This window comes from Mesorhizobium sp. NPDC059025, assembly GCF_042739655.1.
Taxonomy (GTDB): domain Bacteria; phylum Pseudomonadota; class Alphaproteobacteria; order Rhizobiales; family Rhizobiaceae; genus Mesorhizobium.
On the sequence record NZ_JBHYIM010000005.1, the window covers coordinates 325,613 to 350,228 of the forward strand.

Below are 24,616 nucleotides of genomic sequence, written 5' to 3' on the forward strand. Positions count from 1 at the left end.
AGGACGAACGAAGACAGCGCGAGGACGAAAGACTTCCCCTAGATCACAGTCTTCTTGAACCAGGCACGGTCGCTCGCCACGAGCGCCGCATTGGTGTTGGTCCATGCGCCGGCGCCGGTGGCGACCGTCATTGCCGGTTCGGTCAGGGTGACGGTCGCCGCATTGGCGATCGCGCCTGTCGCCAGCGCCAGGATGTAGTCGTGGCCGTCATTGCCGGTCACGACGGTGCCCAGTGCCGCGGCATCCTCGCCTGCCTTGATCACCTCGCCGAGACGCAGCCCGACGATCGGGGTAACGGAATAAACCATCTGGTTCTCCTTGTTTGATGTTGCTGTGCCAGCGGTCATCTGACCGTTGGAGCGCGCGCCCGCGCGCCGCGCCCGTTGGCGCGCTAGCCGGGCGGCCCGGATGGGCCGCGCCGGCGCCTGAGGCGTCCTGGATGTGTCAATATCCAGGACTTCAGTCGTCAGACGGTCATTGCAAATGACCGAGCGCGCGACTGCGCGCCGCGCCCGTTGGCGCGGAAGCCAAGCGGCCCGGATGGGTCGCGCCGGCGCTTGAGGCGTCCTGGATGTGTCAACATCCAGGACCTCAGCACTAAGCCGCGTCGAGCAGGAGGCCCTGCAGCGAGCGGTTCGAGCAGGCGACATTGCCCATCCAGTAGTAGGGGATGACCACGGCGTCCTGGTTGACCGGTTTCTTCTCCTCGTCCTGCGACCACTGCGCTTCCTTGTGCTGGAAGATGTAGAGATAGTCGGTGTTGAGGAAGTTGGCCCGCTCCGCATTGGTGGCGAAGTTGGTGTTGTCGTCGAAGATCACGTCGGCGGTCTTGTATTTGTAGGACAGGAAGCCGGTCTGGGCGAGGTCGGCATCCTGGTAGCGCTGGAACTGCTGCTGCGAGGCTTCGTAGACAGAGAACAGGTCATGGCTGAACGTGATCAGGTCCGGCGTGTCGGTGCCGCGCGTCAGCGCCATCCACAGCCGGTTCATTTCACCGAGGATCGTGTCCTTGGTGTAGGCGTCCGTGCCGGGAATCTCGCGGAACTTGTTGCGCCAGAACGGCCACAGCGCCGAATCGATGCCGCCGACCGTACCCTGGCCGTTCGACTGGATGATGTTGGCGAGACCGGCGATCTGGTTCGGCAGCGAGCCGTCCGAATAGAGATCGATCGAGAAGTTGTTCGCCGCGGTGTGCAGCGCGTTCTTCTTCTTGGTCTTCACCAGGTTGATCATCGCCGACTTGCCGGAGTTCTGGCGCAGCTCGCGTCCGCTCGACACGACATGCAGCGCGATCTGCGCCCAGTCGTATTTCGCCGACGTCACCACATCGGAGGCGTTGGTGTTGAGGGTTTCATAGCCGCCATAGCGCTGGTAGGTGCCGTTTTCGCCATACTCGAGCGGAACCTGGATTTCGGTGCCGCCGTCGAGATTGCGAATATTGCCCTTCTTCTTGAGGCGGGCGAGCAAGGCATTGTTCTTGCTCACATTATCAGCGACTTCCGTCGCGGCGTTACGCAGCGTGGTCGAAACCATCTGCGTGAACACAGTGGATGGTCCTGCCATCTTGATCACCTTGAGTTCTGAGCTTCGTCATAGGCCTGGCCGAGCAGTTCGTCTTCGCTGAACTGCCGCGACTGGCCGGTGGAGGTCGAGGTCACGTTGACGGAGGCGGCGCGGCGTGCGTCGGCCATTCTCCTCGGATCGGCGGCGGCGGCCCTGGCGGCGGCGGCTGCCTTGACCCTCAGGTCTGGGTCGGCATTCACGGCCATGTCGTAGGCAAGGTCGAACACGGCTTCGTGGGAAGCGGTGTCGCCAAGCCTGGCACGTGCCTTGTGGATCGCATGCACCATGTCGTCCTCGGCGAGCTCGGAATAGAGCGGCTTGTCCTTGGCCAGGCGGCTCACTTCCTCGTTGGCGGATCGCGCCATGGCGTCTTCCTGCTGGATTTCCCGTATCACCCAGGCAATATCGGCCGGCGTCATCGCCGGCGGTTGCGGGTCGGCGGGGATGTCGATCTGGCCGCTCAGCGCCGCGGCGAGATGCTGTCGCACGCCGTAGCGGTCGGCGATGTCGATAAGGCTGGCGATGGGGTTCTCATCCAGCCGGCGCTGGGCGCTGAACAGGAAGTCGACCGCCTCGGCCATCGACGGCGCCGAGCCGTCGGGCAAGGTCCGCCCGGCCAGCAGGTCGGCATTGCGTTCGAAGATCTCGTTGTAGTGGCGCATGGCGCCAATCTGCCGGCCCTGCTCCGACATGCGGGTGTGCAGCTCGGCGTCGCGCTGGGCGATCCTCGCCTGCACGTCCGCCGGGATCTTGCCCCACTCGCCTTCCATGCCGCGCCAGTTGGCCGGGAGAGGCACGGCGCCGGCGAGGGGCGAGGAAACCTCGGCCTTCGCACGCGCCCCTCCCGTTCCCTCACCTTCCAGTGGGGAATTCTGGGGTGAATCGTCGCGACGGTCGACCAGGCCACCGTCGGCGGCGTCCTGGCTGTCGCTTTCGATCTGGTCCCATACCGCGCCGAGCGCGGCATCGTCGCTGGCGGTATCGGCGCCCTTCGCGACAGCGGCATCCGGGATCATGGCTTCGCCATTCTCGATGGTCATCGGTAGTCCTCGCTGACTGTCAGGCCCCGCTTGGCGGCGAAGGCCTTGTTCCTGATCTTGCCGCCGGTCGGCGACGGCATGTCGCCGGCTTCCACGCAGTTGTTGCGTTTCATGTCCTCGCGGCGCTCGTGGCGGGTGCTGATAAGACGGCCATCGATCGGGCTGGCATATTCCGGCATCGGCCGGGTGATGCCGGGCCTGGCCAGCGGCCCGGCCGGAAGCGCCATCGGCGCGCCGGTTTCCGGGTCGCGGAAATGGCCGTCGCGAAAGACGTAGCGGCGCATCAGTAGAGCGCCACGATGTTGCTTGCCGTGGTGCCCGCCGCGCGCACCGCCTTCGCCCGCACCGGCAGCACGCTGCCGGCCGGCACGGCGGTGAGCGTCACGGCGAGCGTGTCGTCTTCGGCGATCACCGCCACGTCGCCGGCGGCCCCTATCCACAGCGCCCGGCAGACGCCATTCGGCAGCGTATCGGTCGCATGCGGCGTCACAGCCTTGAGCGACGAGGCGGGCGCCGAAGCCAGATCCACGGTCGCGTCGGCGGCTTCACGCACCCCGGAGGGCAGCGTGTGAAAAAGGCGTTGCATGGCTGTGTCTCCTGGTTATCCGGCCAAGCCGACCTGCTGCATCTGCAATTGCCGTTGCACTGCGGTGAGCTGGCTGGTCTTGATCTGCAGTTCGGCGTTCTTGATCTGTAGGTCGAGCGAGGCGTTCTCGCGCTTGATCTGCCGCTCCACCTCGGCGTTCTGCAGCTTGATCTGCTGGTCGAACTGCGCTGCCTCCTGCCGCCGCTTCTCGGCTGCTGCTGCGGCATCGGCCTGGCCGTCCTGCTGAGGCGGCACGCCGCCGCCCTGCTGCACCTTGGCGATGAGGTCGTCGAGCACATCCTCGATCGCCTTGCCGAGGTTGAACAGCCGGGCGAACGATCCGTAGATGGTGATCGCCGCATTGGCCGGCATTACGCCCTGCTGCACCAGCGGGCCGACCGAGGCGAAGAACGCGCTGGAGGCCGACATGAACTCGGTCGCTTCCTGTTTCTTGCGGCTGACGTCGGCGCGCACCGTGCTGTCGGTCTCGACATCGATGCGGTACCCGGCGGTCACCCGCTCATGCATCAGGCCGTTCAGTGCGGCGAGGTGCTGCAGTTTCTTCTGCCGCGCCGCCTCGGCCTGGCTCGCCTCCTGCGCCGCCGCTTGCTGCGCCTGGGCCACCGCCTCCGGCGGCAGCCCTTGTGGCAGCGGCTTTGGGGCCACCGGCGTCAGGTCCTGCGCGCTCGGCAGCAGCTGCACATCGGTCATCTTCTGCAGTGTCTCAGGCGAAAACTTCGCCGGGATCACCTCCGCCATCATCACGAACAGGTCGCGCGAGGCGCGTTCGATCATGCGCTGCATCTTGTGGATGCGCAGCGAGCCCCACTGGCTCTTGATCTGTTGCGCGCCATAGGTCTCGGCGGCGTTGGAAGCGCCACGCACGATGTCGGAAATGCCGGTGATCTCGTAGATCGCCTGCTTGGTCTGGTCGCGCAGCCCGTAGAGCTGCGCCAGCACCACGATCAGCCGCTCCACCGGCCAGAACAGCACGGCAGCCTGCAGTCCGCCATTCTTGGCCCACACTTCGGCGTCGGCGACCGGCACGAACTCGTTGTCGTCGGCTTCCAGCACCGCCTGCACGTCGGTCGGGCTCACCCCGTACCAGCCCTTCACCTTCAGCTGCCTCGTGATGACGCGGATGCGCTTGGTGGTGGTGTCAAGCTCGTCGGCCAGCCTGCGGTAGATCGAGAACGGATTGACCGGCTCCAGATTGCCGTTGACCTCGATCGGCTGCACCGGCGTCGCCGTCGGGAAGAAACCCGACCAGCCGAGCGGATCGGCGACTTTCTTCAGCACCTTGCCGTCACCGGCCCCGATGAACAGCACCGCGCGCGACTTGCGGTCCCACACCTCCCAGACCTCGTGGTCGCTGTCGTCCCTGTCGCTGCTGTCGTCGGCCTGAAGCGCCACCAGCGCGCCGTCGACAAAGCGGTCATAGTCGTCGCTGGCGATCGAATGCCGGAACGCCTCCCAGGGCCGCTGGTCCCAACGCTTGGCCTTGCCATGGCGATAGTCGCGCCAGCTCACCGCCTCGAACACGATGCGTTCATTGGCAAGATGTTCGCCGCCAGCATTGTTTCCGGCGTCATGGTCGCCACGGTCGGCGTCATCCGCGCTGGCATCGCTGTCGTTGTCTTCGGCAATCCTCTTCAGCTCCTCATCCGTGGTCTCGCCGCCGACGAAATCGCTCATGAAGCGCAGCCGCACCACGCCACGTCCGGCCAGGAAGCCGTCCTGCGCCATCGCTTCCAGCTCGCTCTGCAGCCGGCTGTCATCGATCTGCACCGAGATCGCCCGCTCCAGCAGCTGCGCGAAGTCGCGCGCCACCGGATCGTCGGCACCGAAACGACGACGTATATCCGGCGCCGGTGCCGAGTTGATCACCGCCGGCACGATGGTTTCGACATTGGAGAACAGGATGTTGAAATCGAACGGCGCCGTGTCCGAGGAGCCGTCGGTCTTCGGCGCGCCTTTGCCGCGATAGACGGCAGTCGCCACCGCCGCGTCATCGAGGAACGTCTTCTCGTCGGCTTCGGCCGCCTTGATGCGCTCCAGCCACTTCCGGCCGGTGTCGCGCAGCGCCGCACCCTTGCCGGCTTCGGTCTTCTTGGCCATGTCAGAATGCTCCAGCCGGGCACTTGCGAAATCGCATCATCCGTCCATCCTCTTCTTGCGCCGCACCATCGCCTCGACAGCCGCCTTCACGCCGATGTCGGCGCGCACCACGCCCGTTGCGGTCACCTGGTAGGTCGGCCCATCCGCCTGTCTCTTCGGCACAAACGCCGGCGCCACGTCGCGCCAGGCCAGGCCGAGATAGCGGAAGCTTGAGCCGATATGCTCGGCCCAGTCCTTCACCGGGCTGTCGACGAAGCTCTTGCGATCGTCGTCCCATGTGCGGCGGTACATCTTCAGCCCGTCGATGCCGTGCTGCATGCGCTGGCCGCGTTCGTCGGGGCCGAGATGAAACTCGGCCAGCTTGATCGTCTCGCGCCCGGCATTGATGCCGTCGGCCACACTTGCCATCGTCACGATCTTCGGCTTGCGGCCATGCGCCTTCAGCGTCTCGACCCGGGTGCGTTTGTCGCCCCAGTTCTTCACCACCGCGTCATGCGGCACATAATCGTTGCCGTGATAGCCGCGTTTGTCCAACCACTCGCACCAATCAGCCAGGTCATCCGTTTCGGGCCGGTAGAAATCGACGATGCGCGGCCGGCCGTCGATCACCTGGAAACACCAGATCGGGTTGTTCGCCGCCTTGCCGAGATCCCAGGCCGTGTGCACCGGCTCGCCCCAGTCGACAGGCACCTTGCCGATGCGCCCTTGCACGTCGGCCGTGGCCATCTCCGCGCCCCAATAAGCGCCCACCGTGGCACCGGCAAACGAGCAGAAGAACTCCTGCTCCACCAGCAGGTCGGCGACGGTCTTGCCGAACAGCGCCTCATATTCCGCCCGCTGCGCCTCGATCGCCGCGTCCGAGATCGCGCCGGTGTCATGTGCCGTCAGCACCTGCGTGAACCAGGCTGCGTCGCTGCGGAACCGGTCCAGCATCGCCTTCAGATGGTTGTTGCCGCGCGGCGTCGAGATGAAGGATGCCCAGCCGCCATTCTCGGCCAGGATCGGCGCCAGATAGGCCCAGGCCATCGGGTTGGCCAGCGCCCATTCCGAGGCGGTGAGGCCGACCGGCGGCGTGCCGATCAGCGCGTTGAAATTGTCGGAGCCCACCACCTGCCAGGTCGATCCGTTCTTGAAGCGGATGAACATGTCGGATTCGCGTGTGTTCTCGCGCAGCGCCTTGGGGAAGGCTTCGTCGATGCGTCTTTTGCCGGTGTTGGGGTTGACGGCGTCCCAGATCGCTTTGCGTGCCTGCGAATACTCCGGCAGCATGTGCCAGTAGGTGCCGACGCGGTTGAACGCGCCGACGGAGTGCATGCGCAGGTTTATGTCGTCCTTGCCGGCGCGGCGGTGCCAGACCAGAAGTTGCCGGTTGCAGCCGTTCAGCCAGGAGTGCCAGGCAGGCTCCTGGTAGCCGCGCGGCGCCCAGTCATTCGGAAGTTCGATGCGCGGCACGCTGGATCACGTTCACGGTCAGCGGCCCGCCATCGGCATCGGTGAGCGCAACCTTGTTGCCATATTTCTTCGGCTTCAGCTTCTCGGCGATCCATTGCCGCGTGCTGAGCCGCAGCGCCGAGCGCTTCAGCGCTTCGCCATTCTCCTTCCAGCCAGTCACCTCGCCGTCGCGGCCGCGCTGCTCCATCCAGTCGTTGGAACCGTCATCGGCAATGTCGAGCATTTCGTCCACCAGCGCATCCGCCTGGGCGTCACGGGCATGGGCATATTGTGTGGCGAAGTCTTCCCGAGCCGCCAGCCAGCGGAAAACCGTTGCCTTGTCCGGCATGTCCGCATCGCGGCAGATCGAGCGCAGGCTTTGACCCTCCGCGATCCGGTCGCAGATCGTGCCAGCCGTTTTCTGTGAGTATTTGGTCGATAGCGACATGCTGCTCCGAGGATAGAAAAGGCATGGAGGTGAGCCAAGCCGGTCGCAAAGTAAGGCGAGCGGCGATGCGAGTGACGGTTTAAAATTAGCCGGCTTGTATGGAGCGGGGCATAGCTTCCCCTTTTGTCGGCGGTGAGGACCGAGGCTGCTCCGGCAGGTGGCGCTAAGGCCCCGCTCATGTCGAGCAAATCACCAAGTTACTGCGGGAAGATAGCGCGGCTGGTTGGGTTGGCCTAGAGGCGCGAGGGGCTGCGTTAACAGGATAGATGCTGGTGATGTTTAGCGTTGATGTTCGCGAGGCCACAGACGGCTGGCTTGCGTCTTTGCCATTGATCGCCTTGGACGAGGGCGGCCGCGTGGCACGACCGCCCCGGTCAGATCAGGCGGACAGCCATTCATCGGCAGCCCTTGCCGCGGCCAGTTCCAGCGCGTCGGGTGCCAGGATCCCGGTTTTCTGGGCGAAAGTTTCGAATGCGAGGCGCGCCACCGATACATCACCGTCGCTGAGAGCCGCGCGAACTGTGGCAATGGCTTGCTCATGCGTGGGGCTTCGCGAACCGACCCATTCGTTGAGGATTTCAAAGGCCTCCTCGACCGAATCCACGTCGCGCGGAAATCCAAGACCGACAAAAATGTAGACGGGTTTCGCGAAAAGCTTCATGGGGATTCCTCGTTTGTGAGCAACACCGAAATTATCCGGTTTGCTGAGAACGGACGATCCGGCACTTCGTTCAAACGAATTCATCCTTTTGGACGAAGGGCAAATCCCATCTCACTGGTGCAGCCGGCAAACCGGTCCTCTGCGTTGGGGGACATGGCGAGCCGGACGACGTTGTGGCCATCATCCTGGCACAGACCACAACGTCCATTCAGGCATGTGGCTGGCTCATGAACAGCGGAACGATAAGCGATCCGCGCCGTTTTCGAACATAACCGTCGGGTTGTCGCACACATCGCGACTCCTCGGACGAAAGTTTCGAATGCCGGTATCCGCTGACTCAAAGGAGTATCGATCATGACCAGATTCATTGGCTACATGGCGGCGGGAATGCTCTGTCTCGCGGGGCCCGCGCATGCCACGGACGCAGCCTTTCTCCAATCGCTGGGCGGAAGTTGGGGTGGCAAGGGCACGGTCAAAACCGAGACGGGGTCTCAGCCTATCAAGATCGACTGCAGATTTGCGTCGCGTGCGACGGATACCTCGCTGTCGTTGAATGGCAAATGCACCGGATATGTCGTCTTCTCCCGAGCCATCGGTGCCGACGTCAAGACCGACGGCAAAACCTATACCGGCGTCTACAACGGTTCCCGGACCGGCCCCGCCGGCCTCCGTGGCAAGCGTGCGAACAATGCTTTGGTCTTGGGCATTCGCTGGGCCAAGGAAGTCAATGGCGACCGTGCCGCGGAACTCAGGTTGGAGAAGCTCGCAAACAACCGGATGCGCTTGACGACCACCGACAAGGATCCGGCGACCGGAAAAAACGTTGTGATCAGTCGGATTGATCTCAACCGCACCTAGAGCGTTTCCGTTTTTCACGGAAACGCGGAAACGCTCTAAGTTTTTGTTTTCGTCGCATTTTTGTAACGCCAGGTGATTCCACTGGCTACAAAATGCACCTAGGCTGCTTCGCTTTCTCGCCTTGGGAGGAGAGCCATCAGTCGCTGGGTTGGATTTGCTTGCGGCGCCAGGTGAGTTGGGGCTGGTTTGCGCCCGGATTTCTGAAGTCGACATTCGACGACAAAGGTTTACCTTCAACGGTTCTTTCGACGAAGTGTCTTCGGTCGGATCGGAGAAGATGCGGGCTGGCCGTAACGCTCATGTAATTCCGGTCGAACACGATGCTTCTATGACACGACCCACCCGCCCTATCTCATGAAGCTTTTGCTTGTCGAAGACGATCTGGAAATGGCCGACGCGCTTCAGGTCGCATTGTCCAGACATGGTATCGTTTTGGATTCGGTGACCAATCTTGCGGCAGCACGAGAGGCAGTCGCCATGTCGGATTACGAGATCGTGCTCATTGACCGACAATTGCCGGACGGCGACGGAAGCAGCCTGCTTGCTGAGATGCGCAACTCTGGCAAGTCTGCCCGGTCCATTATCATTTCCGCGCTTGGTTCGACACGTGAGAGGATTTCAGGACTCAATGAAGGGGCGGATGACTACCTGCCCAAACCCTTCGAGATCGACGAACTGATAGCAAGGATCAGTGCAGTTCTGAGACGTGCTCCGGTACCGGGTTCGCAAATCCTCGCAGCGGGCAATCTTACGTACGATCGCGGCACCCTGGATATTCATGTCGAAGGAAGCCGACTTGTACTCACCAGACGCGAACTCCTGATCATCGAGACCCTTCTGAGGAACCGCGGACGAACGGTCTTGCGGTCATCGCTGGAAGAAAATGTCTATTCCTTCAACGAGGAAATCCAATCGAACACCTTGGAAGCCAACATGTCGCGGTTGCGCCGCAAGCTCGCAGAGGCAGGTGCGAACATAGTCATCAAAAATATCCGCGGGATCGGCTATTTCCTTCATGAACCGGAATGAAATGAACGGCACACCTCTCCGCTGGCGGTTCACGCTCGGCTTCATCGTCCTGCAACTCTTCGCTACGGCAGCCTCCCTCGCTCTTGTCCTTTACCTTGCTTCTGGCATCGCCCCTGACGGTGCTATTCCATCCATATGGTTGTCGGAGCAGATCGCGGATTCGATCGAAGTGGGACCGAACGGGAAGCCGATCCTGGTTCCAACCGAAAGCCTGTCGAACACACTGAAAGAATGGCCAAGCGTTTGGTTTGTCGTCGAATTGCCGGGCGGTGAAGTCATCAGGCAAGGGGAGGTCCCAGGCGCTATCGCCGCGAATATTCCATTTCTGCGGACGTTCAGAAGTGCTGAGTTGCATGGTTATGTCGGCAATCCGAAGAGTGTCGCGCGGCTCGAACGGATAGCTACCGCCGCCGGCGAGGCCTCTATATTCGCGGGGGGTGTTTCCATGTCTCTCCATGGCTTGATCGTATGGTTGGGAAATACCGCGGTCGCCATTCCGGCCGCGATCCTTGCCGCGATCACGCTTGTCGGCGTTCCTTGGGTCACCAGATGGTCGCTTCGCTCCTTCAACGATCTTACCGGACGCCTGAACACGATCGACTTTGACGCACGAGGCGCAGTTGTAGATGTTCGCGGCCTTCCAGGCGAAGTGTGGAGGGTCGTTGATGGCATCAACAAGGCGCTTCGCAGACTGGACAACGGCTTCGAGACGACAGAACGGTTCTTCGTCAATGCAGCCCATGAGTTGAGAACACCGATCGCCATCCTCCAGGTCCGTATCGGCACCTTGCCGGCGAGCGAAGAAAAATCCCAGCTCCAAAACGGCATCAAAAGGCTGGCAGCGATCACCAACCAACTTCTGGACATCGAGAAGTACCGGCAGAAGCCACCGCGCAAAACAAAGGTGGACCTCAATGCCGTGGTCTCGAAAGTGGTGGCCGATCTCGCGCCGTTCGCCATTGCCGAGGGCTACGAAATTTCCTTCGACAGCAAGGCGAAACAGGTTTCCTTGATCGGTGATTCCGATGCCTTGGAAAGAGCCTTCGCCAATCTGGTGCGCAATGCCATTCAGTATGGCGGCAAGTCAGGTGAGATTTGCGTGGGCATCGAAGCGGATGGCAGCGTTCGTGTCGCGGACCAGGGAGTGGGTATCGCCAGCGACAAGCATGCACGCATCTTCGAACCGTTTTATCGGATCAATCCTCACGGCTCTGGAGCTGGCCTCGGCCTCAGCATGGTCCATGATATCGTCACCAGTCATGGTGGTTTCATTGAGTTGAAATCTTCGCCGGGACGCGGCAGCACTTTCACTGTGCGATGGCGCGGCGTGTGCGATACTTCCGTGCCGGATGATGCATGAAACAATCGCGGCGAGCTTCCTCTGCCCGCCAGGGCAATTCCAGGAAAAGTGTGTAACGGTTTTCCGTCCGGAATTGTGTAAAAACAAAAGGCTGGAGCGTTTCCGCGTTTCCGTGAAAAACGGAAACGCTCCAGGGCAGTCAGGCAAGTGCGTAGGTGACGAGCCAGAGCGCGTTAAAGACAACGTGGACAACAAGACCGGGCCAGATAGACAACGTCTTCCTGAATGAGAAAGCTGTGAGGATTCCGATCAGAAATGCGTTGAAAAAGATGACGCTTGGCCCGTGGGCGGCGGCGAAAATCAGAGCGCTGCCAACAACACCAATTCCCGCTGGATAACGGTTCAATGCGTTGGCGACGACCGCGCGAAACACCAGTTCCTCGCCAATTGGTGTAAGAAGAGCGCCTGTGAACAGCAGGATGAGCAAAGGCACGATCCCTTCTTTGGCTCCAGCCTGGAAATCAGCCTGGGTGTTCACTTCGGTGACGAGCAGGAAATACACGCTCTCCATAACGTGGCTGGCGCCGTAGGCGGCAAATCCTGTTGCGGCACCAGCCAGCATCCATTTCCATGGAACTGTCCGGAATCCAAAGGCTCGAAAATTGCCGATGCGGATGGAGAACGCGGCGGTAAACGCGAGAACAGCAACAATGCCATTTCCGGCCATCCCAAAATTGCCGCGAAAGGCCGCCTGGTCATCAGGTATCCGCAGCATGAAGGCGGACATAATCGCCAGCAGCCCGAAATAGGAAACGAGTACGACCGTCACCTCCAGCGAACCAGGGCGCGCGAGATGGGCCGAATTGCTGCGAACGTTCATTCAATAAATCCCAGTTGCGATGGTCGCCTGATAGCGCGACGTCAAGATTGCTTTCTCGCAGTAGAGGGCTTGCCTTGCGGCAAAGTTACAGGCTCGGGATGCGCGCCGCCGACCTTGGGAAACTACGAATTCAACTGGTCTTGCCAGCCGTAATGCACCCGTAATTGTGGGCAGCCATAGGCATCCTGGCAGTGCGGCGCTTCAACACATGAACCGTGCCTGATTGCTGAACTGACGAGGATGAGACATGAAGAAGATCATTTCAGGTTTGCTGGTTTGCCTATCGCTGACAGCGTGCAGCCAGACTGAAAAGGGAGCCGGGATCGGCGCGGCCAGTGGCGCGATAATCGGTGGCCTGGCAAGCGGCTCATGGGAAGGTGCTGCCATAGGCGCCGCCGCCGGCGGCGTGGGCGGCGCGGTGGTGGGCAACATAAGCGAACGCAACGAGAGGAGCCGCCGCGCCGATCAATGGAATCAAAGGGACCGCCGATATGATCGTTGCTACTATCGCGATCGGTACGGTCGTTGTCGTTGAAGCAGAGCAGGAAAAAGCCCCTAGGCATCAGGCTCTGGAGCCCAGGTTGGCCGTCGTTGCGGCTCACTCAACGGCTGCTATTCCATCCTGAACGGCCAAGGCGGACCGTCTGGATCGGCCCATTCCGGTCTTTCCATGGATTGGTGTTAGAATGGCGGGCACATACTTGTCGCAGGATGCCTGAATGGCCAAACCCACCCGCTCCACCGGCCTTCGCCAGTTCCTCGATCTCGACCAGCAGCGTGATTGGCTCGACGGCAAGATCGACCTTCCAGACACCACCGAGCGCTCGGAATCCCTTGAACAGCGCTTCAGATACGCCGCCCGCTTCGAGAAGCTGCTGCGTCGCCCGCAAGGAAAGCAGGTGCTGGAGCTGCTCAAGCTCTACGGCCCGGCCTGCATCCCGATCCCGTGCCAAACCGAGCGTTTCTACTGGTCTGTATCCTGCCTGCCGTCGACCTCGGACAAGCCGCTCGTCCGCGTCAATGCGAGCTGGATGGAGCTGTTCACCCTCTATGCAGACGGCGAGGATGTCCGTGCCCGCTTCATCGTGCATCTGTCGGATTTCACCAGCGATGGTTCGGCGACGCCCGGCCAACTGGATGAGGCCTTTCTCGAACAGAGCGTCGTGGCGCCGGAGGACGTCAGCTGGGTCTTCCCGAGCGGCCCCGACATGTTCATCGTCAAGCTGCGCAATGCGGCCTCGATCCGCGAATTCATTGCCAATCCGCGCGCGCTGCGCGCCATCCGCACCTTCAACCTCACCCACATGAACCGGGGGCGCAACGCCTACCAGGCCAGCCACAGCTATAGCGTGGCGGATCACATGCTGCCGGATTGAGTTTCGCGAACGCGCCGGCGTCGCTGCATGGCGTGGGGCCGAACACGCTTGACCATCCGCAGGCGGTGCGATCAGTCTTGCCGCCAACGGCATGATCCCAAAAAGTGGGAACCGGTTTCTGGAAAAGATCATTCTCCGAAAAGAACCGGCAATCTGGAGATCACGACATGGCGCTCAAGCGGATGGACAATGTCGGCATCGTCGTCGAGGACCTGACGGCGGCGGTCGACTTCTTTCGCGAACTCGGCCTCGAACTCGAAGGGCGGGCCACGATCGAGGGCGAATGGGCCGGGCGTGTCACCGGGCTGGGCGACCAGCATGTCGAGATCGCCATGATGCGCACGCCGGATGGCCACAGCCGGCTCGAACTCTCCCGCTTCATCCGGCCGGCCGTCGTCGCCGACCACCGCGCCGCCCCGGTCAACGCGCTCGGCTATCTGCGCGTCATGTTCGCCGTCGACGACCTCAACGACACGTTGAAAAGGCTGCAAACGCATGGCGCGCGGCTCGAAGGCGAGGTCGTCGACTACCAGGACGTCTACCGGCTCTGTTACATCCGCGGGCCGGAGGGCCTGCTCATCGGGTTGGCGCAGGAGCTCTGACCACTCACCCCTTCCGCACCGTCAGCCGCTCCAGCGCATCCACGATCAGGTCGCAGAACTTGGCGTGGTCGAGCTGCATTGCCACGGTGTGGCGGAAGTTCATCTGCTCGCTGGCGGTGCCGCCGAAATGGCGCATGCCGCCCATCTTCTCGAAATTGCACACGGTCATGCCCTTCGTCCACCGGCCGGCGATCTCGACGCGGATGTCGGCCTTTTCGGTGGTGAAGACGCTCGGGTCGATCAGCGCCGCCACGCAGCAGGCGTCGTGCACGGCGGGATGTTCGATCTGCAGCAGGCCGCCATGCGTCGTCGCGATGAAGTCCCAGATGTCGAGAATGAACTGGCTGATCGGCCCGCCCACGGCGCGCACCCTGTCCTGCAGAGCGGGCGTCGCCAGCGCCTGGTGGGTCAGGTCCAGCCCCACCATGGTCACGTCCCAGTTGGCGCGGAACACAACGTCGGCGGCTTCCGGATCGCCATAGATGTTGAACTCGGCGGCGGGCGTGATGTTGCCGCGCGTATAGCTGCCGCCCATCGCCACCACCCGCTTCACCCGTTCGATGATGCGCGGCTCCTTGCGGGCGGCGAGGCCGATATTGGTGTAGGGGCCGACCGGCACCAGCGTCACCGTCTTCGGCTCATGCGCCATCACCGTGTCGATGATGAAGTCCACGCCATGGCGCCTGTCCAGCTCGAAGGAAGCCGGTGGCAGCACCGGGCCGTCCAGCCCGGTCTCGCCATGGATCTCGATCGCCAGCACCTGCTCGCTCAGCATCGGCCCGGGCGACCCCTTCGCCACCGGCACCTTGATGCCATAGGCGGTGCACACCGACAGCGCGTTGCGCGTCGTGTTCTCGACATTGTGGTTGCCGGAAACGGTAGTGATGCCGAGCAGGTCGATGGCCGGATTGCCGGCCGCCAAAAGGATGGCGATGGCGTCGTCGTGCCCGGGGTCGCAATCCAGGATGATCTTTTCCATATGCCGCCTCTCTGTCGATTGCCGCGACTGGAAACCACCACGCCGGCGCCGTCAAGGTGCGACCGACTGGGCCAATCCGTCGGCGCCACATATCGCTTGCAACCGCGAGGAACATGATCGCGATGGTCAGGAAGACCGTGACGGCGCGCCGAACTCTCCATCGGGGCCGGCGTTACCCGGCGCCTTCACATTGCCCCGAACCCCGCCTGCCGCTATCAGCAGGCATGAAATCCGCAATCATCCTCATGATCCTCGGCGCGGTCATCTTCGGCGCTACCTTTGCCGGCTGGTATCTGCTCAATGCCTTCGCCTGCGGCATGAGCCCGACCGGATGCACCGGCTTTTCTTTGAAATGGCGCGATTGGGAAGCCTTGCAGCTGTTCGTGCCCACCTTCGTGCTCGGCGGCGCGATCTTCCTGTTCGGCCTGTGGCGGGCGGTCAGGGCGAAATCCTGAGCCTCGTGTTGTTTCCAATGCGCTCGCTGGCCGCCGCTAGGTACCTGCCGGTCGCGCCCGCGTGGCGACATCCACCCACCACTGGTTGACGACTTCCGGACTGGTCAGCTGGGTGTGCAATGAAGCCTCGAGCTGCGTCCTGCGATAGTCGCTCGCGGTGATGCCGAAGCGCTGGCGGAACGCGCGGCTGAAATGGGCTTCGCTGTTGAAGCCGAGATCGGCTGCGATGCGCGACAGCTTGCGGGTTTCGAGCGGATCGCTCAACGCTGCCCGCACCGCGATCAGCCGGCGCTCCTGCACATAGCGCATGATGCCGCCATGCGGGGCAAAAACCCGATACAGCGAGGCGCGCGAAATGCCGAGCCTGTCGGCCAGGAAATCCGGAGACAGCTTGCCGATGGCAAGATGATCGCGGATGACCGCCTGCGCCAGCGACAACAGGTCTTCCTCGGCATTGCGTGCATTCTGCGCCAGATGGTCCGGCTGCGTGAACAGACGTTTCAAGAACTCCGCCGTATCGGCAACGGCGGCGCCGACTTCCTCCTCCGAGATCTGCATACTGCGCTCCTGCAGCGAGCGGATGTGTGCGGCAAGCAATTCGTTGCGGGCCGCGTCGAGCCGCGGCCTCAGCGTGCCGGGTGCCATATCGGGCAGCATCGTTCGGGGAACGACAAGCGACAGCGTGTTGGAAGCGAACGCACGCGTCCGTACCTCATGGGCAAGATCGATCACCGCCACCTTGCCGGGTCCGATCGAGGTCTGCTCCCCCGAAATCATTCCGGTGAAACCGCCGCTCATATAGAGATGCAGCAGGATGTGGCCCGGAGTGACGGCAATGCGTTCGGCGTCGCGCAGGAATGCCTGTGGTTCGAACGCCACCTTGGCGATGATCATATCGCCCAGGATAGCGCCATTGGCCGATCCGGTGGGCAGGCTCTTGCTGCGCGCCCATGGCCGCGGTTCGAACAGCGGCGATAACACCGCGCTCCAGGTCGCAAAGGCCGTCTCCGGGTCCAGCCCGGCTGTCACATAGTAAAGTCTCGGTATGGTCATGCGTGGATAAAGCTTCTCCCATTCATGCCTATACGCCACCGGGCACGGCAGCGAAATCCGTTTCGAAACGGCAGCGCCCGATCGAGCAGGCAATCTTGGCTCAACGCGTCTGGTTACTTCCACGTTCCGGAAAATCGCGCGGCCGGGATGTTCGATATTTCGCGAAACAATTGATCGAGCGTCTCAAAGCGGCGCCTTTTCAGGAAGCCCGCCCATTGGCTTGCTGACTCCTCGCAGGACTCGTGTTTCAAGCGGCCATCGGATGGGGATCCGGCCGCGATCGCGGCGAGTGCTGGGGTGGTTCAAGTGTTTGTTCTGGATGACGTTGCCGCGTGCGGCCAGCGTGCGGCACGGCTGTGCCTTGCTTTCCGTGCAGGCCTTGCGGTTTGCATCGCGCTTTTCTGCCTGCTGGCTTCGTCGCCGGCCGCCTTCTCGCAATCGGCCACCCTCACCATTTCGCCGGCTACCTACACCGGCGCTGGCGTCACCATGACCTATTCGATCAGGATCACGCCGGGCTCCGTCAACATACGGTCGATCAACGCCACCAGTTCCAACATCAAGGGTGTGCCGATCACCTGCGACGCCATTCCACCCAGCGGCTTCGTCATTCCGTTCAACTGCAGGGGCTCTTATGTGACCACTGCCACGGACAACACCACCGGGCAGTTCGGCGACAACATCCGCTTCACCGGAACCCGCACCGGCGGCAATTTCGACTTCACCACCAACTACGCCACCGCGACGAAGCAGGGCGGTGGCGGCACCTCCACGAGCGTCTCCTCATCGCCCAATCCTGCCTTGCCCGGCCAGACCGTGCTGATCCGCGCCAGGGTGTCGTCGATGGGTTGCGACGGGGGCCAGGCCCCGAGCGGTTCCGTCAAGATCACCGTGGGTCCGCAGTCGACCACCGCCGGGCTGAATTACAGCCGGCCTGACCGTGCCGGCGACTCCTATGCCGATTTCTCGACCGCGACGCTGCCTGTCGGCAACCACGCGGTCACCGCCGAGTTCCTGGGCAACGCCGCCTGCGACAGGAGCACGGCGACGGGCAGCAACCTGATCGTCAACACGCGGCCCAACGTCACGATCAACAACGGCGCCGGCCAGGCCAGCCCGACCGGCAGCGCCCCCGTCAATTTCACGGCCGTTTTCGAGCGGGCGGTGACAGGGTTTTCCCGAACCGGCGTCCAGCTTTCCGGCACCGCCGGCGCCACCACCGCCACCGTCAGCGGCTCCGGCACCACCTACACCATCGCCGCCAGCGGCATGACGCGAAGCGGAACGGTGATAGCGACAATTCCCGAAGGCGTGGCGAGTGCCTCGGGACTGACCAACCTCGCATCGACCAGCACCAGCAATTCGGTCGACTTCGTCGTCATCTCGGTCAGCCCGGGCGTCTTGCCAAATGCCGCCTACAACACGAGCTACGCGCAAGCGCTTTCAGCGACTGGCGGTACCGGGCCCTATGCCTTTGCCTTGCACAGCGGTGCGCTGCCCACCGGCATGTCGATTTCCAACGGACAGGTCTCCGGCACGCCGACGCAGAGCGGCACCTTCAACTTCGTCGTCCGCGCCACCGATGCCAATGCGATTGCCTCGACGCAGGCTTTCTCGCTCGTCGTGATGCCGCCGAGCATAGCGGTGACGCCGACGACGCTGACCGCCGCGACCGTCGGTCTTCCCTATTCGCAGACGCTGTCGGCCTCCGGCGCCATCGCGCCCTATCGTTTCACCCGCACCGGCGGCGCATTGCCGGCGGGGCTGCAGCTGGACGAACAGAGCGGCACGGTCAGTGGAACGCCGACGGCCGGCGGATCCTTCGGCTTCACCATCACGGCCGCCGACGCCAACGACCAGACCGGCGCCCGCGCCTATACGCTCACCGTCGATCCGGCCGCCATCGTCCTGCCGGCGACGACGCTGGCCAATGGCATTGTCGGCACCGCCTATTCCGCCATGATCAATCCGGCCAGCGGCGGCACGGCGCCCTACACCTACGCCGTCACCGGCGGTGCCTTGCCTTCCGGCATGGCACTCGGCAGCACCGGGCAGATTTCGGGAACGACCGCAACGCCCGGCGTCCATGATTTCACGGTCACGGCGCGCGACGGCAGCACCGGCACCGGCCCCTATACCGGGACGCGCAGCTACCGGCTGACCATCACCGATACCCCGCCGGTCGCCAACCCGGCCTCCGCCACGGTCGCCTATGGCAGCGGTGCCAATGCGATTACCCTCAGCTTCGGCGGCGGTGTCGCGACTTCCGTCGCCGTGGTATCGCCTCCCGCGCATGGCGTGGCGCTTCCGTCAGGCACATCGATCACCTATCAGCCTGCCCCGGGTTATGCGGGTCCGGACTCCTTCACCTATACCGCCAGCAACGAGGCCGGACCATCGGCGCCGGCCACCGTCAGCATCACCGTCACGCCGCCGGTGACGGCGGTCGCACCCACCGGTTCATTGTCGGCGCAGGCCGGCAGGCCGTTCACGCAGACTTTCACCTTCACGGGCGGCGCCGCACCCTACACGCAGGTCGCGGTAACCGGGCTTCCGGCGGGTCTCGCCGTCAGCGGCACCGGCGCGAACGGCGTCACCATTTCCGGAACACCGACGGAGGTCGGCAGCTTCCAGCTCGCCGTGTCGGCAACCGATGCCAGCACCGGCACCGGGCCCTTTCCTGTCAACGGCAATATCACGCTCCAGGTGGCGGCGCCGACGCTGACGCTGTCGCCGGCCGGCGGCGTCATCGCGCTGCGTTACGGCGAAACCTCCTCGCAGGCCTTCACGGCGTCCGGCGGCTCCGGCAGTTTCAGCTATGCCGTGAGTGGAGCATTGCCTGCCGGAATGGCCTTTTCCGGCGATACGCTGAACGGCACGCCGAGACAGCCCGGAACCTTCCCCATCAGCATAGTTGCGACCGACGGTACGACCGGCAGCGGCGCGCCTTTCAGCGTTTCCAACAGCTACTCGTTGACGGTTGCAGCGCCAAACCTCGGCATCACGCCGGGCGCTCTCACAGACGCGACGGCCGGCGCGAGCTACTCGGTCCAGCTATCTGCCAATGGTGGCGTTGCACCCTATGGTTATGTGCTGCAGTCGGGTCGGCTTCCCGACGGGCTCACGCTCGTCGAAGGAGTGATTTCGGGTACGCCGACCGAGGCGGGTTCGTTCCCGCTCACCATACAGGCCACCGATGCGTTCGGGCAGTCGGCCAGCACCGGCTACGTGCTGGACGTCCGTGTTCCGGCGTTGAGTCTCGCCCCGGCCAGCCTGCCGCAAGGCACCGCCGGCACGGCCTACAGCCAGGCCATCTCGGCCACCGGCGGCATTGCCCCTTACCGCTACGCCCTGTCGGGAAGTCTGCCGTCCGGCCTCGGCTTCGACCCTGGCACCGGCGAATTGCGGGGCACGCCGACGCAGGCGGGCTCGTTCGCGATGTCGATCGAGGTCACCGACAGCACCGGCGGGACGCCGGCGAAGGTCACACAGAGCTATACACTGGTCGTCGCGACGCCAGAAGTGCGTGTCACACCATCCAGCCTGCCGGGCGGCTTGCAAGGCACACCCTATGCCGCGACCATCGCCGCGAGCGGTGGCATCGCGCCCTATACCTACCAGGTCTCGGGCAGCCTGCCGGGAGGCGTCGGGCTCGACCGCAACACCGGCGTGCTGAGCGGCACGCCGGACAAGGCAGGCACCTTCAGCATCTCGGTGACGGCCACCGACAGCACAGCGGGAGCGCCCGGCACCCGGACGGTGAACTATTCCCTGGTGATCGCCGACGGTGTGCCGGCCGTGTCGGCCGACACGGCCCACACCATGGGCGGCAAGCCGGTGGATGTCGATGTCACCAGGAATGATGCCGGCTCCATCACCTCGATTGCCGTATCGCGTGCTCCGGCAAACGGTACGACGGGCGTTTCCGGCTTTGTCATAACCTACACGCCGGCAGCCACCTTTTCCGGCACCGATACGTTCGACTATGTGGCGAATGGACCGGGCGGAGCATCGGTGCCGGCAACGGTGACGGTCACCGTCGATCCATTGCCGGTCCCCGCGCCGCAAAGCGTCTCGGCAGTGGCCGGACAGCCGACGATGATCAACCTCGCCAGGATGGCGGCCGGCGGACCATTCAAGGCAGCCACCCTGATATCGGTGGCGCCGGAGAATGCCGGCACGGCCGCGCTGAACGGCTTCGATCTCTCCTTCACGCCCGACGCACGCTTCGGCGGTTCCGTGGCCGTCACCTACACGCTGACCAACGACTTCGCGACCTCGGCGCCGGCAACGGTCACGATCGCGGTTCAGCCGCGGGTCGATCCGACCACCGATCCGGAAGTCACCGGCATGATGGCGGCCCAGGCCCAGGCCGCGCAGCGCTTCGCGACATCGCAGGTCAGCAACTTCCAGCAGCGTCTCGACGGCCTGCACGACGATGACGCCACGCAGCCGCTGGGGGAAGGGATCGGCTTCGTCCAGGGCATCACGCTGGGCTACGACACGGTCTGCCGGCCGTTGCAGCCGGATTGCGCCCTGCAGGTCAAACCGGACCTGACGGCGCCGTTCAGGAGCGCGTTCGGCGACGCCGCACCGGCCGTCGGCCGCCGGGCGCGCCTCACTCTGTGGACCGCAGGGTCCATCGCCATCGGCAAGGGTGACGGCGATGCCGGCTACGAATTCAGGACCACCGGCCTCAGCACGGGGATCGACTATCGCCTCAACCATGACCTGACGCTCGGCATGGGCTTTGGTTACGGCCGCGACGACACCGACATCGGCGACAGGGGCAGCCACAGCAAGGGCGAGAGCTACACCTCCGTCGTCTATGCCAGCTACCACCCGGGTGACGTGTTCTTCATCGACGGCCTGGCCGGTTATCAGTGGCTGAATTTCGATTCGCTGCGCTACGTCACGCAGAATGGAAATTTCGTCACCGGCAGCCGTGACGGCGGACAGTGGCTGGCCTCGATCTCCGCGGGCGCCAGGCTTCGATTCGACCAATGGCGCGTCACGCCATACGGAAGGCTCGATGTGGCGAAGGCGACGCTGGGGGCCTACACGGAAGCCGGTGATGCGATCTATGCGCTGCGTTATGGCGAACAGGACATCAGCAGCAGGACCGGCAACATCGGCGTCACGCTGGACTACAGATATCCGGTCGATTTCGGTTCCGTCACCCCGAAGCTGCGGCTCGAATACCAGCATGATTTCGAGTCGGGCAGCTCGGTCGTCATGAACTATGCCGACATCTTCGCTGGGCCGGGTTTTACGGCCTCGGCCGAGGGAACGGCGAGGGACCGCTTCCTGCTCGGTCTTGGCGTGGACATCCAGACCATGCAGGACCTGTCCCTGCGTCTGGAGTATCGCGGACTATTCGGCAACCGCAGCAGCGCCAGCCACGGCTTTGCGATCAACGCCGGTGCCAGGTTCTGAGCAGGCCATGCCGCAACGCGCGGATCGCGGCGGCGAGGACATCCGGCACAGGTTTTCGGAACGGGCGGTCGGCTCGATGGTTGGGGTTGTCTGAGCCTGAAAAGGACAACGCTCGAAAGGAGACAACCATGGACCACACCAATCATGTCCGTCTCACCGCGGCCGAGATCAACTCCGCCACCCTGGCCGGCGTCACGGTCTACGGCCTGGACGATGCCAATCTCGGCGCCATCTCCCATGTCCATGGCGCCGGTCGCGACAGCGAGGTCATCGTCGATGTCGGCGGCTTCCTCGGCATCGGCACCAAGCCGGTGGCACTGCGCGCTGGCCAGCTCGACCTGATGCGCGACGAAGACGGCGAGGTTCACGCTGTCACCGCGTTCACCGAAGACCAGCTGAAGCAGATGCCCGAGCACCACGAGCCGGATGGCGGCGCGCCCTGGCCGGCATCGTGACTGTCAAGCTGCCGAGCGACGAAGAGCGTTTGACGCCTCTGCCGTGACGTCGGTTTGATCTTGTGAGGTCCGCGCCGGCGTCGTCGGCTCCTGCGGCGGCGCCGGCTTATGGCGGATGTGGATGCCTTTGAGCCACAGAAGCAGCGCGTGCCAGTGGATCGCCGCCATCACCTTGAGCGTCAGCAGCGGATAAAGCAGCAGTCCGCGCGTCAGGCCGGCGCTGTCGAACGGCGCGGCGGTTCCCGCGAGCGCGGCATGGATCAGCGTGCCGTCCTCATCGGCGCCGCGGATGGCCAGCGCGAAACGGTCAGCCGGCAAAAGGGTCCGGAATTCATAGTGCATGCCCATGTCCATGAAGGGTGAGACATGGAAGCGCTTGTCGCAGCCATGCGCGGCGGGCTGCTTTCCGTCCCGCGCGTCGAACACGTAGCTGTGCCGTTCGCCGAACGTGTTGTGCACCTCGTAGACGATCGCCGCCAGCCGGCCGTCCCGCTGATGGCAGAAATAGACGCTGATCGGGTTGAAGCCGTAGCCGAGCACGCGCGGCATGCAGAACAGGCGGATCGCGCCGCCGTCGAAGACGATGCGGTGGTCGGCAAGGATGCGCTCGACCTGGGGGCGCAGCGGCGCGCCCGAGCCGTCGCCATGGTCCCTGTCGTGGAAGCTCAGCAGGTTGCGGCGGTTGTAGGAGAACAGCACGCTGCGCTTCGGCAGGCTGGCCAGCTCGTCGAGATCGAGCAGCGTCCAGAACAGGCGGTATCGCAGCGCGTGCGGGCGCGGGCGCAGCCGGCGGTGTGATACGGTGCCGAAATAGAGCAGCGATCCGCTCACGCCGCGATCTCCCTTGGCTGCTGAGCCTGCATCCAGTTCTCCGGCAGCGTGATGCGGGATGATTGTCCGGCGACCGACCACGGCCGCGCCACGCCGCCCAGCGCCTCGGCGGCGGCCAGGCCTGACTGCAGCCCGTCTTCGTGGAAGCCGGAGCCGAAATGCGCGCCGCAGAACCAGGTTCCCCGCTCGCCCTGCAGCGTCCATAACTGTCTCTGCGCCTCGATGGCGGCACGGTCGAAGATCGGATGGTGATAAGTCTCGCGACGCAGCACCTTGGACTCGTCGAGCGGCTGCCGCGGGTTCAGCGTCACCAGCAGCGGCTGCGGTGTCTCGAAACCCTGCAGCCGGTTCATCCAGTAGGTCACGCTGGCGGCATCGTCGCCGGCGCTGCCGTCGACATGGTTCCAGCTCGACCACACCGTGCGCCGGCGCGGCATGGCGCTGGTGTCGGTGTGCAGCACCGCATCGTTGCGGCTGTAGCGGAAGGCGCCGAGCAGTGCCCGTTCCTCGGATGAGGGGTCGGCCAGCAGTCCGAGCGCCTGGTCGGCATGGGTGGCGATCAGCACTGCGTCGAAGCGCTCGCTGCGGCCCTGTCGCTCCGCGATGGTGACATGGCTGCCGTGCCGGGTGATCGCGGCGATGTCGGCGCCGAGGCGGATGCTGCCGCTGAAGGCGTCCGCCAGCTTGCGCACATAGGCGATGCTGCCGCCGTCGACCGTGCGCCATTGCGGCCGCCCGTTCAGCATCAGCAGGCCATGGTTATGGAAGAAGCAGATGAAGGCGCAGGCCGGATAGCCGAGGATGGCAGAGCACGGCGCCGACCAGATCGCGCCAGCCATGGGCAGCAGGTGGTCGTCGCGGAACGCCGCGCCATAGCCGCCGCGTTGCAGATAGTCGCCCAGCGTGTGCGAGGCGGGCAGGTCGGCGAGGTCGGCGGCGGCGGAACGGTAGAAGCGCACAAGGTCGCGCAGCATCGACCAGAAGCGCGGATTGGCCACGTTACGCTTCTGCGCGAACAGGCCGCCGAGGCCGGCGCCGGAATATTCCAGCCGGCCGGCGTCGCGCGACACCGAAAACGACATGTCGGAAGCCTTGGTTTTCACGCCGAGATGCGAAAACAGCGCTGTCAGGTTTGGATAGGTCGTCTCGTTGTAGACGATGAAGCCGGTATCGACCGGCACCGGCTCCGGCGCGCCTTTCACCATCACCGTGTTGGAATGGCCGCCGAGGCGCGTTTCGCGTTCATAGAGCACGACCTCGTGCTTTTTCCCCAGGAGCCATGCCGCCGAGAGGCCGGAGATGCCTGCCCCGATCACGGCGATGCGCTTTCTTGCCTGCTGCATGCTTCACCCCTGCCTGCGGCGGCCGGGAAAAGCGGCCGTCGCAACCAGATACGTGCCGCGCGTGCGATCGGATCACGGCTGGAGCGTTTCCGTTTTTCGCGGAAACGCGGAAACGCTCCAATTCTCTGATTTTGCGGAATCGCTTGGGTGATCCAAATCGCGCGGCCATGCG

Annotated in this window: 23 protein-coding genes; 9 read left to right on the top strand and 14 right to left on the bottom strand. The window is 63.8% G+C overall.

All coding sequences use genetic code 11. From position 1 onward, the window contains the following. Positions 1 to 38: 38 nt before the first annotated feature. The 9 genes from ACFWYE_RS15045 to ACFWYE_RS15085 form a co-directional block, all read right to left on the bottom strand. The gene (locus ACFWYE_RS15045) at positions 39 to 308 is read right to left on the bottom strand and encodes a hypothetical protein (protein WP_379063904.1); all 270 of its coding nucleotides are present in this window, start codon (positions 306 to 308) and stop codon (positions 39 to 41) included. Positions 309 to 597: 289 nt separating this feature from the next. Beyond that, positions 598 to 1,563: a phage major capsid protein gene (locus ACFWYE_RS15050; protein ID WP_101937473.1), complete on the bottom strand. Its 966-nt coding sequence runs from the start codon at positions 1,561 to 1,563 to the stop codon at positions 598 to 600. Between the two features lie 5 nt (positions 1,564 to 1,568). Continuing rightward, a complete protein-coding gene (locus ACFWYE_RS15055; protein WP_379112365.1) occupies positions 1,569 to 2,603 on the bottom strand; it encodes a hypothetical protein in 1,035 nt (344 codons plus the stop codon). Beyond that, entirely contained in the window at positions 2,600 to 2,887 is a 288-nt protein-coding gene (locus ACFWYE_RS15060) for a hypothetical protein (RefSeq protein WP_379112366.1), read from the bottom strand. The genes ACFWYE_RS15055 and ACFWYE_RS15060 overlap by 4 nt, the downstream gene beginning before the upstream one ends. Next, complete coding sequence (locus ACFWYE_RS15065; protein ID WP_379112368.1) at positions 2,887 to 3,189, bottom strand: hypothetical protein; 303 nt, start codon at positions 3,187 to 3,189, stop codon at positions 2,887 to 2,889. Before ACFWYE_RS15065 ends, ACFWYE_RS15060 begins: the two co-directional genes overlap by 1 nt. 15 nt (positions 3,190 to 3,204) lie before the next feature. Next, positions 3,205 to 5,307: a hypothetical protein gene (locus tag ACFWYE_RS15070; RefSeq protein WP_379112369.1), complete on the bottom strand. Its 2,103-nt coding sequence runs from the start codon at positions 5,305 to 5,307 to the stop codon at positions 3,205 to 3,207. 36 nt (positions 5,308 to 5,343) lie between these two features. Further along, positions 5,344 to 6,759 (bottom strand): hypothetical protein, encoded by a 1,416-nt coding sequence (locus ACFWYE_RS15075; RefSeq protein WP_379112371.1) that lies wholly within the window; start codon positions 6,757 to 6,759, stop codon positions 5,344 to 5,346. Further along, positions 6,734 to 7,186, bottom strand: a complete 453-nt coding sequence (locus tag ACFWYE_RS15080; RefSeq protein WP_379112373.1) for a terminase small subunit protein — start codon at positions 7,184 to 7,186, stop codon at positions 6,734 to 6,736. The genes ACFWYE_RS15075 and ACFWYE_RS15080 overlap by 26 nt, the downstream gene beginning before the upstream one ends. Before the next feature lie 379 nt (positions 7,187 to 7,565). Continuing rightward, positions 7,566 to 7,847 carry a DUF982 domain-containing protein gene (locus ACFWYE_RS15085; protein ID WP_379112375.1) on the bottom strand — a complete coding sequence of 94 codons (282 nt, stop codon included), beginning with the start codon at positions 7,845 to 7,847 and terminating at the stop codon, positions 7,566 to 7,568. 354 nt (positions 7,848 to 8,201) lie between these two features. On the opposite strand from ACFWYE_RS15085, the gene ACFWYE_RS15090 reads away from it, so the two are divergent. The 3 genes from ACFWYE_RS15090 (at position 8,202) to ACFWYE_RS15100 (ending at position 11,094) form a co-directional block, all read left to right on the top strand. Continuing rightward, positions 8,202 to 8,705, top strand: a complete 504-nt coding sequence (locus ACFWYE_RS15090) for a hypothetical protein (protein WP_379063887.1) — start codon at positions 8,202 to 8,204, stop codon at positions 8,703 to 8,705. Positions 8,706 to 9,059: 354 nt separating this feature from the next. After that, positions 9,060 to 9,734, top strand: a complete 675-nt coding sequence (locus ACFWYE_RS15095; protein ID WP_379063885.1) for a response regulator — start codon at positions 9,060 to 9,062, stop codon at positions 9,732 to 9,734. Further along, entirely contained in the window at positions 9,721 to 11,094 is a 1,374-nt protein-coding gene (locus ACFWYE_RS15100; RefSeq protein ID WP_379112377.1) for a sensor histidine kinase, read from the top strand. Before ACFWYE_RS15095 ends, ACFWYE_RS15100 begins: the two co-directional genes overlap by 14 nt. Positions 11,095 to 11,233: 139 nt before the next feature. Here the strand turns inward: ACFWYE_RS15100 and ACFWYE_RS15105 are convergent, their stop codons facing one another. Continuing rightward, a complete protein-coding gene (locus ACFWYE_RS15105; RefSeq protein ID WP_379112378.1) occupies positions 11,234 to 11,914 on the bottom strand; it encodes a CPBP family intramembrane glutamic endopeptidase in 681 nt (226 codons plus the stop codon). A gap of 247 nt (positions 11,915 to 12,161) precedes the next feature. Here ACFWYE_RS15105 and ACFWYE_RS15110 point away from each other — a divergent pair, with 247 nt between their 5' ends. The 3 genes from ACFWYE_RS15110 (at position 12,162) to ACFWYE_RS15120 (ending at position 13,892) form a co-directional block, all read left to right on the top strand. Continuing rightward, positions 12,162 to 12,449 carry a YMGG-like glycine zipper-containing protein gene (locus ACFWYE_RS15110; RefSeq protein WP_379112380.1) on the top strand — a complete coding sequence of 96 codons (288 nt, stop codon included), beginning with the start codon at positions 12,162 to 12,164 and terminating at the stop codon, positions 12,447 to 12,449. 184 nt (positions 12,450 to 12,633) lie between these two features. Then, positions 12,634 to 13,290: a hypothetical protein gene (locus ACFWYE_RS15115; protein WP_379112381.1), complete on the top strand. Its 657-nt coding sequence runs from the start codon at positions 12,634 to 12,636 to the stop codon at positions 13,288 to 13,290. Positions 13,291 to 13,457: 167 nt separating this feature from the next. Continuing rightward, on the top strand, positions 13,458 to 13,892 hold the full coding sequence (locus ACFWYE_RS15120) for a VOC family protein (RefSeq protein WP_379112383.1): 435 nt from the start codon (positions 13,458 to 13,460) through the stop codon (positions 13,890 to 13,892). 4 nt (positions 13,893 to 13,896) lie between these two features. Here the strand turns inward: ACFWYE_RS15120 and ACFWYE_RS15125 are convergent, their stop codons facing one another. Further along, on the bottom strand, positions 13,897 to 14,871 hold the full coding sequence (locus ACFWYE_RS15125; protein ID WP_379112385.1) for a nucleoside hydrolase: 975 nt from the start codon (positions 14,869 to 14,871) through the stop codon (positions 13,897 to 13,899). Between the two features lie 224 nt (positions 14,872 to 15,095). Between ACFWYE_RS15125 and ACFWYE_RS15130 the strand changes: the two genes are divergently transcribed. Continuing rightward, a complete protein-coding gene (locus tag ACFWYE_RS15130) occupies positions 15,096 to 15,326 on the top strand; it encodes a hypothetical protein (protein ID WP_379063869.1) in 231 nt (76 codons plus the stop codon). Positions 15,327 to 15,362: 36 nt separating this feature from the next. Here ACFWYE_RS15130 and ACFWYE_RS15135 read toward each other — a convergent pair whose 3' ends face one another. After that, positions 15,363 to 16,379 carry a helix-turn-helix domain-containing protein gene (locus ACFWYE_RS15135; protein WP_379112387.1) on the bottom strand — a complete coding sequence of 339 codons (1,017 nt, stop codon included), beginning with the start codon at positions 16,377 to 16,379 and terminating at the stop codon, positions 15,363 to 15,365. A gap of 306 nt (positions 16,380 to 16,685) precedes the next feature. On the opposite strand from ACFWYE_RS15135, the gene ACFWYE_RS15140 reads away from it, so the two are divergent. Together ACFWYE_RS15140 and ACFWYE_RS15145 are read left to right on the top strand one after the other, a co-directional pair. Beyond that, complete coding sequence (locus ACFWYE_RS15140) at positions 16,686 to 21,815, top strand: putative Ig domain-containing protein (protein ID WP_379112388.1); 5,130 nt, start codon at positions 16,686 to 16,688, stop codon at positions 21,813 to 21,815. A gap of 128 nt (positions 21,816 to 21,943) precedes the next feature. Further along, on the top strand, positions 21,944 to 22,270 hold the full coding sequence (locus ACFWYE_RS15145; RefSeq protein ID WP_379063864.1) for a PRC-barrel domain-containing protein: 327 nt from the start codon (positions 21,944 to 21,946) through the stop codon (positions 22,268 to 22,270). 3 nt (positions 22,271 to 22,273) lie between these two features. On the opposite strand, the gene ACFWYE_RS15150 is transcribed toward ACFWYE_RS15145, so the two are convergent. Further along, the gene (locus tag ACFWYE_RS15150; RefSeq protein ID WP_379112390.1) at positions 22,274 to 23,101 is read right to left on the bottom strand and encodes a DUF1365 domain-containing protein; all 828 of its coding nucleotides are present in this window, start codon (positions 23,099 to 23,101) and stop codon (positions 22,274 to 22,276) included. Further along, positions 23,098 to 24,444: an NAD(P)/FAD-dependent oxidoreductase gene (locus ACFWYE_RS15155; RefSeq protein ID WP_379112392.1), complete on the bottom strand. Its 1,347-nt coding sequence runs from the start codon at positions 24,442 to 24,444 to the stop codon at positions 23,098 to 23,100. The genes ACFWYE_RS15150 and ACFWYE_RS15155 overlap by 4 nt, the downstream gene beginning before the upstream one ends. Between the last annotated feature and the right edge of the window lie 172 nt (positions 24,445 to 24,616).